Origin of the sequence: Rheinheimera sp. (assembly GCF_036568245.1) — a bacterium.
In the GTDB taxonomy this organism is placed as follows: domain Bacteria; phylum Pseudomonadota; class Gammaproteobacteria; order Enterobacterales; family Alteromonadaceae; genus Alishewanella.
Genome location: NZ_DATCSY010000133.1, coordinates 1 through 8,277, shown reverse-complemented (window position 1 = coordinate 8,277; position 8,277 = coordinate 1). Strand labels below are relative to the sequence as shown.

The 8,277-nt window shown below is 50.9% G+C and carries 10 protein-coding genes; 4 read left to right on the top strand and 6 right to left on the bottom strand.

Annotated features, from left to right (window positions below; all coding sequences use genetic code 11):
• Window positions 1-89: 89 nt before the first annotated feature.
• On the bottom strand, window positions 90-1,433 hold the full coding sequence (gene mgtE / locus VIN66_RS05815; protein ID WP_331923087.1) for a magnesium transporter: 1,344 nt from the start codon (window positions 1,431-1,433) through the stop codon (window positions 90-92).
• Between the two features lie 162 nt (window positions 1,434-1,595).
• On the opposite strand from mgtE, the gene VIN66_RS05810 reads away from it, so the two are divergent.
• The 3 genes from VIN66_RS05810 to VIN66_RS05800 all read left to right on the top strand — a co-directional run bounded on the left by VIN66_RS05810 (window position 1,596) and on the right by VIN66_RS05800 (window position 4,957).
• Window positions 1,596-2,396, top strand: coding sequence for a DUF432 domain-containing protein (locus tag VIN66_RS05810; RefSeq protein WP_331923086.1), 801 nt, complete (start codon window positions 1,596-1,598; stop codon window positions 2,394-2,396).
• 12 nt (window positions 2,397-2,408) lie between these two features.
• Window positions 2,409-3,257, top strand: coding sequence for a mechanosensitive ion channel family protein (locus VIN66_RS05805; RefSeq protein ID WP_331923085.1), 849 nt, complete (start codon window positions 2,409-2,411; stop codon window positions 3,255-3,257).
• Window positions 3,258-3,340: 83 nt separating this feature from the next.
• Entirely contained in the window at window positions 3,341-4,957 is a 1,617-nt protein-coding gene (locus VIN66_RS05800; protein WP_331923084.1) for a BamA/TamA family outer membrane protein, read from the top strand.
• Window position 4,958: 1 nt separating this feature from the next.
• On the opposite strand, the gene mutM is transcribed toward VIN66_RS05800, so the two are convergent.
• The 5 genes from mutM to radC form a co-directional block, all read right to left on the bottom strand.
• Window positions 4,959-5,768 (bottom strand): bifunctional DNA-formamidopyrimidine glycosylase/DNA-(apurinic or apyrimidinic site) lyase, encoded by an 810-nt coding sequence (mutM, locus tag VIN66_RS05795; RefSeq protein WP_331923083.1) that lies wholly within the window; start codon window positions 5,766-5,768, stop codon window positions 4,959-4,961.
• Between the two features lie 2 nt (window positions 5,769-5,770).
• Window positions 5,771-6,250: a hypothetical protein gene (locus VIN66_RS05790; protein WP_331923082.1), complete on the bottom strand. Its 480-nt coding sequence runs from the start codon at window positions 6,248-6,250 to the stop codon at window positions 5,771-5,773.
• A gap of 95 nt (window positions 6,251-6,345) precedes the next feature.
• Window positions 6,346-6,501, bottom strand: a complete 156-nt coding sequence (rpmG, locus tag VIN66_RS05785) for a 50S ribosomal protein L33 (RefSeq protein ID WP_008219722.1) — start codon at window positions 6,499-6,501, stop codon at window positions 6,346-6,348.
• Between the two features lie 11 nt (window positions 6,502-6,512).
• Window positions 6,513-6,749: a 50S ribosomal protein L28 gene (rpmB, locus tag VIN66_RS05780; protein WP_040551802.1), complete on the bottom strand. Its 237-nt coding sequence runs from the start codon at window positions 6,747-6,749 to the stop codon at window positions 6,513-6,515.
• A gap of 164 nt (window positions 6,750-6,913) precedes the next feature.
• A complete protein-coding gene (gene radC, locus VIN66_RS05775; protein WP_331923081.1) occupies window positions 6,914-7,588 on the bottom strand; it encodes a RadC family protein in 675 nt (224 codons plus the stop codon).
• A gap of 82 nt (window positions 7,589-7,670) precedes the next feature.
• On the opposite strand from radC, the gene coaBC reads away from it, so the two are divergent.
• The coding region (coaBC, locus tag VIN66_RS05770) for a bifunctional phosphopantothenoylcysteine decarboxylase/phosphopantothenate--cysteine ligase CoaBC (protein ID WP_331923080.1) at window positions 7,671-8,277 on the top strand (607 nt) is incomplete at its 3' end.

Below are 8,277 nucleotides of genomic sequence, written 5' to 3'. Positions count from 1 at the left end.
TGGGCTGTGATGAAGGCCAGGGTTATTACTGGTCACCCGCGGTGCCGGAAGAGAAATTACCTGCCCTGCTTCGCTCTCTCAGCTAACGGTTATAACCCGAGATACCAGGTTGCAATGGAGAAATACAGTACGACGCCGGCGACGTCGGCAATAGAGGTAATCAACGGGCCGCTGGCGGTTGCCGGGTCAAGCTTAAAACGGCTGAGTAAGAACGGTAGCGACAAGCCGATTAAACTGCCTGCCAGTACTACCAGCATCATAGTCATCGCCACCACCATGGCAATATCGTAGCCGCCACGCCACCAGCCTAAGCCTATAACAGCGGCAGCCATAGTGAAGCCCAGCAAACCAGCCACCAGACATTCCTTACCCAGCAAGTAGCCCCAGTCCCGTAATTTAATATCACCGGTTGCCAGTGCCCGCACCATCAACGTGCCTGACTGAGCGCCGGCGTTACCGCTACTGCCAATCAGCAGCGGTAAGAAAAACAACAATGCAACATGTGTCGCGATAGTGCCTTCAAAATACGCTATGCCGGCACCGGAGAAAATATTGCCAAACACCAGGATCACCAGCCATAACACTCTTTTGCGGTACAGCAGAAAAATACCGGCGTCTTTAACACTGGTTTCCAGTTTGCCGATAGTGGCGGTTTTATGGAAATCTTCGGTTGCCTCTTCTGCCGCGACATCCATTGCATCATCATAAGTTACAATGCCGACCATCTGGTTTTCGCTGTTGATAATCGGCAGCGCCAGTAAATCGTATTTGGCGATAAGCGCCGCCACTTCTTCCTGCGGCATATCGACACTGGCATAGATAGGGTCATGGTTAACCAGTTCATCAATCGGCATGGTCACCGGTGCCAGAATAAGATCGCGCAGCGACACCACGCCAATCAACTGCCGGGCAGCATCGACCACATAAGCCGAATAAATGGTTTCTTTATCCGGTGCTTCGCGGCGCAAAGAGTCCAGGGCCTGGGCCACCGTCAGATCCTGCGCCAGAATGGCATAATCAGATGTCATGATCGCCCCGGCCGTACCTTCTTCGTGTGACGTCAACCGCAGTAAATCTTCGCGTTCAGCCTGGGCCAGTGCTGGCAATAACGTCTCGCGTTGTTCGTCACTTAAGCGGTTAAATAAATCGGCACGCTCATCCGATGACATCTGGCGAATGATTGGCGCCAGCTTACGCCGGCTGATACTGATGGATAAACTGACTTGATCTTCGGCCGGTAAATAACCAAACACTTCAGCCTGCTCGGCGCGGGGAAAAACCGTCAGCAAGGTCCATAAATCGTTCGGTGCAAACTCCACCAGCGCACTGGCCAAGTCAGCCGGGTGCACATCATCCAGTTGTTCACGCAGCTGCGGCACAGTACCGGATTCGAGCGCGCTGCGAAGCGTGGCGATTAGTGCTGGCAATTCCATAGCAGTGTCACCCTCCGCAGTTGTGAATTAACATATTGCTGAATAAGCAAAAATCGGCGCTATTTTATAAAGCCTTGCTGTGAATCTCAACTTAATATCACCTTGGGCGCAGGCCGCGCTTCTTGTTAAGATAGCCGCATCAAGCATAACAGGTGTGATCAGATGCCAAACACGCACAACAAGCCTTGCTCCTGGTGGCAGCCACAAGAACTTGCCATCGATGCCTGCCGGCACTACCGGCTGGGCCCGCTAAATATCTATTTACAGCGCCAACGCCAGCAATGGTTACTGGCGCACGAATACAGTACAGAAGACATGCAACAGGCGCCGTGCCATACCGACATCAGCGTGATCCCGCTGCACCTGACCAGCCAGCGCTATTTAATCAGCCAAAGCCCCGCCAGCTATCAGCTGTTACCCCGCCTGATGGACAGACCGGTCGTGGTCAAAACGCTACAACCGGTTAATCTGCCACCGAACGAGCAGACTACGCTGTATATCAGCTCGCCGGTATCGTTAAGTGTGATGCTTACACAGCCAGACATGTTACTACAAAACATCGCGGTACAGCGTTTATCTGACACCTGGTTTGGCCCGTCTACCCAGATAGGTGAGCTGTGCTATGCCGATAAAACCCATGCCCGTCATGCTAAAGCCGAGTTATCACTGCGACCGCACCGGGCAGTGACACCGGTAACGGTGCATAACCGCTCAACTCAGATGTTGTCGATAGACAAACTCAGTATCCCGGTACCTTTTCTCGCATTGTACGCCTTACCTGACGGTAGCCTATGGACAGATCCGGTGACGCTCAGCCATGAAGGTTTGCAGGCATTAGCACATTTCCGTACCGGCAAGCTATCAGCAGCTGAGGCCCAGGGTGCAGCCCTGCTGTCAGAGCCGGTACAAAAACCTGAGAAGCACAGCCTGGTGCGCGCTTTTACCGATATCTTCAGTGATTAACCCGGAGGGTCTATGACAGAGTCATTACTACAGTGGCTGCAAAGCGAACAAATCGGCCATATCATTAAAGCCTCCATCCTGCTGCTGGCAGGTTTTATCTGCGCCAGCATGGCATCACGCGCCGTAAGCAGATTTTTCAGCAAGAATTTTTCGCAGCACCATATCGTGTTGTTTAAACGCCTGCTGTACTGGTTAATTGTTGCCTTGTTTGTCGCATCCGCGCTGAAACAGTTGGGGTTTTCTCTCAGTGTGCTGCTGGGTGCGGCCGGTGTATTGTCGGTGGCGCTCGGGTTTGCCTCACAAACCTCGGCATCAAACCTTATCAGCGGTTTATTTCTGATTGGCGAGCAGCCGTTTAAACTGGGCGATACGATAAAGGTGGGCAATACCACGGGTGAAGTGCTGTCGATTGATTTGCTGTCGGTGAAGCTGCGTACCTTTGACAACCTGTTTGTCCGCATTCCAAACGAAACCCTGATTAAAAGCGAAGTAACAAACCTGACCCGCTTCCCGATCCGCCGTTTTGATCTGCTATTGGGCGTAGCATACAAAGAGCAGATCGCCACAGTGCGTAAAATATTACTGGATGTTGCCGACAAAAACCCACTTTGTCTGGACGAACCCAACCCGATGTTTTTATTTCTGGGTTTTGGTGATTCAGCGCTGAATATCCAGTTTTCAGTTTGGGGCAGACGAGAAAACTTCCGCGATTTACGCAACAGTTTGCAAGAAGAAATAAAACTGGCCTTTGACCAGGCTGGCATAGAAATACCCTTTCCGCAGCGTGTGGTATATCTGAGTCAGCAAGTAAATGACGCAGCACCACAGCAGACAAAAGAGGCTGCAGCGGATAAACCTTAAGCTAAATATCTGACATGTAATAGAGTTAATGTTACCTTAAGGTAAATAAACTACAGTTGGCACAACCCTCAATGGAGTGAACCATGAAAATACTTGTCAGCTCAGCCATTATGCTGCTCTTTGCCGGTTATGCCCGTGCAGAGTGCCAGGCTGTTGCTGACAATCATTTCTTGGTTAACGAAACAAACGTCACCATACATAGCATCACTTATACCGCAAACAATGTATTTGATCTGAATGATAAAGACTCTTTCTGGTTACATGAATTTGCAAACTATACCCACACCATCACGCGCGAGTCTGTCCTGGCTGATGACCTACTGTTTCAGGTAGGCGACAACTTACATTTAGAAGATTTAGCTGAAACCGAACGTTTACTGCGTAGCAGGCGCTATTTACGCGAGGCGGAAGTGCGCATCAGCCATTACTGTGCCGATAGCAACAGCGTTGTTGTCAATGTATCAACCTGGGATAACTGGTCGTTGCTGCCCACGCTGGATTTCTCCAGCGAGGGCGGGCGCAGCAAAAGTGCTATCGGCTTTGAAGAAGATAACCTGCTTGGCACCGGTAACCGGCTCAATCTGGAATATAAACATGAAAGTGAGCGCACCGGGCTGGGTTTTATGTTCTTCTCGCCGAATATGTTTGGCAGTTTCTGGAACAGTGCGCTGGGCTACAGCAAAAACAGTGACGGCAACAACTATCAGCTCAGTATAAACCGGCCATTTTACCGCTTAGCATCCCCCTGGGCACTTGGCTTTGAAATTGACCGGGTGTCAGAAGATGTTATTGAATACGATGCCGGTGACGAATATAACCGGTACCAGCGCCAGCATAATCATGCCAAAGCCGAGTTTGGCTATAAGCTGAATTTCAGCAGTAATAATATCCACCGTTTAAAAGCTGCATTCGAACTGGATAACTTCAAGTTCTATGAAATCGGCGACACTTTATTCGGCGCACCGGAGAACCGCAATCTAACCGGCTACTGGCTGGAATATGAGTTTATCCAGGCAGATTACAAAAAACTGTTTAATATCCAGTCTTTTAACCGCACAGAAGACTTTAACTTTGGCTGGCAGCTCAACGCCCGGCTGGGTCAATACAGCAAACCACTTGGTGCAGATGTGAATGCGGTATTCTGGCAGCTTAGTGCCGCAAAAAACTGGCAACTGTCGGATGACCTCTGGTTGTTGTCAGATGCGCGCTGGATACAACGCGAGTTTGAACAAACGCAGTATTTATTCAGCACACACTGGCAATTGGTGAAGCAGCTCAGCGATTACAGTAGCCTAGTCGGTAAGCTGGCGCTGGATAAAGGCGAAAACCTGTTCCGTGATGAACCGCTGTATATTGGTGGCGACGATCAGCTGCGCGCCTATCCGGAATATTTTCGCGGTGGCGAAGCCCGCACCGTTGTCACGGCGGAATATCGCCGTTATACCGACTGGTCTCTGTGGCAGCTGCTGGATGTCGCTTTTGCCGGTTATCTGGATGCCGGCAAAATCTGGCAAACCGATGAACAGGACGCCAATACGTCTTCCGGCGGCACCCTGGTTGGCGTAGGTGCCGGTGTGCGCTTGCTGTCAAATCACTCCAGCCGCGGTACGATGATCCATATGGATATCACTAAGGCACTCACTGACAACGACAATCTGAACTCCGTTGAATTTCGGGTTACGGCCACCAAGAGCTTCTAAGCTACTGCTGACAACTGGCACAGAATACGGTGCTGCGCTGCCCCAGACGGATTTCTGTCAGGTGTTTACCACAGCTGATACAAGGCTGCCCACCGCGACCATACACCAGCAGTTGCTGGGCAAAATAACCGGGCTTACCATCAGCCTGGCTGAAGTCTTTCAGCGTGGTGCCGCCCTGCTTAATTGCCGCCGCTAACGTCTGTTTAATTACCGGTACCAGCTTCGCCACTTGCGCCGCCGTCACCTGCTTTGCTGGCTTCGTCGGTAAAATGCCGGCTTTAAATAGTGCCTCGTTGGCATAGATATTCCCCACGCCCACCACAACATGATTGTCCATCAGCACCAGCTTCACCGCACTGCTGCGCTTGGCCAAAGCGGCCTGCAGATGGGCAAGGTTAAAACTGTCGCTCAGTGGCTCCGGGCCCAGGCTGGCGAGCAACGGGTGAACTTCTCCTTTCGGCTGCCAAAGCACTGCACCAAAGCGGCGGGTATCATTCAGCCGCAGTACTTTACCGCTGCTTAACAGTAAATCGATATGGTCATGCTTAGTGGCCGGTGTATCAGCCGGCACGACTTTTAAATGCCCCGACATCCCCAGATGCAAAATGATATCGCCTTCGGGTAACTGAATAAGCAAATACTTCGCCCGCCGGGTCACTGACAACACCGGCTGATGACTTTGCGCAATCACTTCGTCCGGCACCCACCAACGCAACTGCCGCTGCCGTGCAACCACACCAATTAAATGCTGATTATCCAAATGCGGGCTGATGCCCTGACGGGATACTTCGACTTCTGGTAATTCCGGCACTGTTACTCCGCGCTATTGATTAAAAACAACTGAGCTGCCTGTGTAGCAGTTAACAGGTAAAACTGACTCTGCCCAGCCTGTTGTAGCAGATATTGCTCAGGCTCAGCGGAGGGATATAACAACCAGATGAGCGGCGCTGTTTGCCCTGCCAGCTGCACACTGGCCTGCGCGATTGGAACATGGCTTTTGCTGTCATGCTCTATTTCAACCGGTGTTAATAAAGTATGTTGCCAGGCCAGCGCCAGCTGCGCCGGGTCAACTGCAAGATCACCACCAGGCTGCAAACGCCAGACCGTACCTGCTTGTATTAAACGCTGTTCACCTAATGCAACCATCAATAACTGGCTGTCAGCGGGCACCAGCCTATGCTCGGCTGCAGCATACTGCTGCAGGCGCTGCGGTATGCCATACAGTGCAAACATTAAAACCAGCACGGCAAAAATCAGTACATTGTTCCAATTGCGACGGGACAATTTCAGCATATGCAAAGCCAACAGTAATCAAACAACAGGGGCATAGTAGCCGAGGCGGGGCGTAAAAAGCAAAAACCCGGCATTGGCCGGGTCTTCGTGTTCGATTACTTGATTTTCGCTTCTTTGAAAATCACGTGCTTACGCACTTTAGGATCGAACTTTTTGATTTCCATTTTTTCTGGCATGGTGCGTTTGTTCTTCGTAGTTGTATAGAAGAAACCGGTACCAGCAGAAGAAACTAAACGGATTTTATCGCGCATTTTTTATTTCCTTACACCTTGTGACCGTTAGCACGCACTTCGGCTAATACCGCATCGATACCTTTCTTATCGATGATGCGCATACCACGGGTAGAAGTACGTAATGTAACAAAACGGTTTTCGCTTTCAACCCAGAAACGGTGAGTTTGCAGGTTAGGCAGGAAACGGCGCTTAGTAGCATTGTTGGCGTGTGAACGACGGTTACCCACCATCGGACCTTTGCCAGTTACTTGGCACACTCTAGACATGTCAATAGTTCTCCAAAATTACATCAGCTCGAGCTGTCATCACCCTTCCGGCCAAGAAGGTTGCCCCAAAACAAGAGGGCGCAATTTATACACGAATTAAGGCCGCTATTCAAGCGAAATCTTTTTTCGCGCACAAGGATCCGAGCGGGATCCAGTCCCGTTCTTCACAGCCAGCCACGTTCAGCAAAGGAGATCACATCGGCATCGCCAACAATAAAATGATCTAATACTTTGATATCAACCAACATTAAGGCCTGAACTAAACGTTCAGTAATTGCCCGGTCAGCCCGGCTGGGCTCGGCAACGCCTGATGGATGATTGTGCGCCAGAATAACAGCGGCTGCATTATGCGCTAATGCCTGCTGAACTACAATACGCGGATACACTGGACTCGCATCTATTGTGCCGGCAAATAGCGGTTCCGTTTTAATAAGGCGGTGCTGACTGTCCAGATACAGCAACAAAAACACCTCACGTTGCTGCGCGCTTATCGCATGCTGCAGGTAGCGCTTGACGGTAGCCGGTTCGTTAAATACCGTCTCTCGCTGCATCTGTTGTTGTAAATAGCGCTTACTTAACTCCATCACGGCCTGTAATTGCACAAACTTGGCCTGCCCTAAACCTTTTGCCGAGCAAAAATCGGCCTGACTGGCCCCCAGTAAACGTTTGAGTGAACCAAATTGATCCAGTAACTGCCGCGCCAGCGTTACCGCATCGGTACCGGCAATACCGGTACGTAAAAATATCGCCAGCAGCTCTGCATCAGATAATGCTATAGCGCCCCTGTCCAGCAATTTTTCCCGCGGCCGCTCAGCAGCTGGCCAATGGCGAATACTCATGCGATCACTCCCTGAATTGATGCTGAATTTCTGTTTCCATGCTATCTTAACGCCAGATTTTTCCAGTTCCGGCGGCTTTGTTATGCAGCAAACTCTTGCGCAAAAACGCATTTTACTTGGTATCAGCGGCGGTATTGCCGCTTATAAAAGTGCTGATCTGGTGCGCCGCTTAAAAGAGCGCGGTGCAGACGTCCGGGTCATTCTGACCGACGCCGCCCAGCACTTTATTACCCCTTTAACTCTGCAGGCGCTGTCAGCAAACCCAGTCAGCACCAGCCTGCTCGACCCGGCAGCGGAAGCTGCCATGGGACATATCGAGCTGGCAAAATGGGCTGATTTAGTCCTTATTGCGCCTGCCAGCGCCGATGTTATCGCCCGGCTGGCACATGGTCTGGCAAACGATTTACTGACCACCTGCATCCTTGCCACGGCTGCACCGGTGGCAGTGGCACCGGCGATGAACCAGCAGATGTATAAAAACATAGCCACCCAGAAAAATTTAGCCACACTAAAATCATATAATTTTTACATTTATGGCCCGGCGGCCGGTGAGCAAGCCTGCGGTGATGTCGGAGCAGGACGCATGCTTGAGCCGCTACAGCTTGTCAGTGCAGTAGAAGAACATTTTTTAGCTGAACAAAAACTTAATAACATAAAAATTACAATTACTGCCGGCCCGACCCGTGAAG

What these genes read in the sequence shown, in the direction of transcription:
- mgtE (WP_331923087.1), bottom strand. Translation starts at nt 1,433, where the DNA reads ATGGAATTGCCAGCACTAATCGCCACGCTTCGCAGCGCGCTCGAATCC.
- VIN66_RS05810 (WP_331923086.1), top strand. Translation starts at nt 1,596, where the DNA reads ATGCCAAACACGCACAACAAGCCTTGCTCCTGGTGGCAGCCACAAGAA.
- VIN66_RS05805 (WP_331923085.1), top strand. Translation starts at nt 2,409, where the DNA reads ATGACAGAGTCATTACTACAGTGGCTGCAAAGCGAACAAATCGGCCAT.
- VIN66_RS05800 (WP_331923084.1), top strand. Translation starts at nt 3,341, where the DNA reads ATGAAAATACTTGTCAGCTCAGCCATTATGCTGCTCTTTGCCGGTTAT.
- VIN66_RS05790 (WP_331923082.1), bottom strand. Translation starts at nt 6,250, where the DNA reads ATGCTGAAATTGTCCCGTCGCAATTGGAACAATGTACTGATTTTTGCC.
- rpmG (WP_008219722.1), bottom strand. Translation starts at nt 6,501, where the DNA reads ATGCGCGATAAAATCCGTTTAGTTTCTTCTGCTGGTACCGGTTTCTTC.
- rpmB (WP_040551802.1), bottom strand. Translation starts at nt 6,749, where the DNA reads ATGTCTAGAGTGTGCCAAGTAACTGGCAAAGGTCCGATGGTGGGTAAC.
- radC (WP_331923081.1), bottom strand. Translation starts at nt 7,588, where the DNA reads ATGAGTATTCGCCATTGGCCAGCTGCTGAGCGGCCGCGGGAAAAATTG.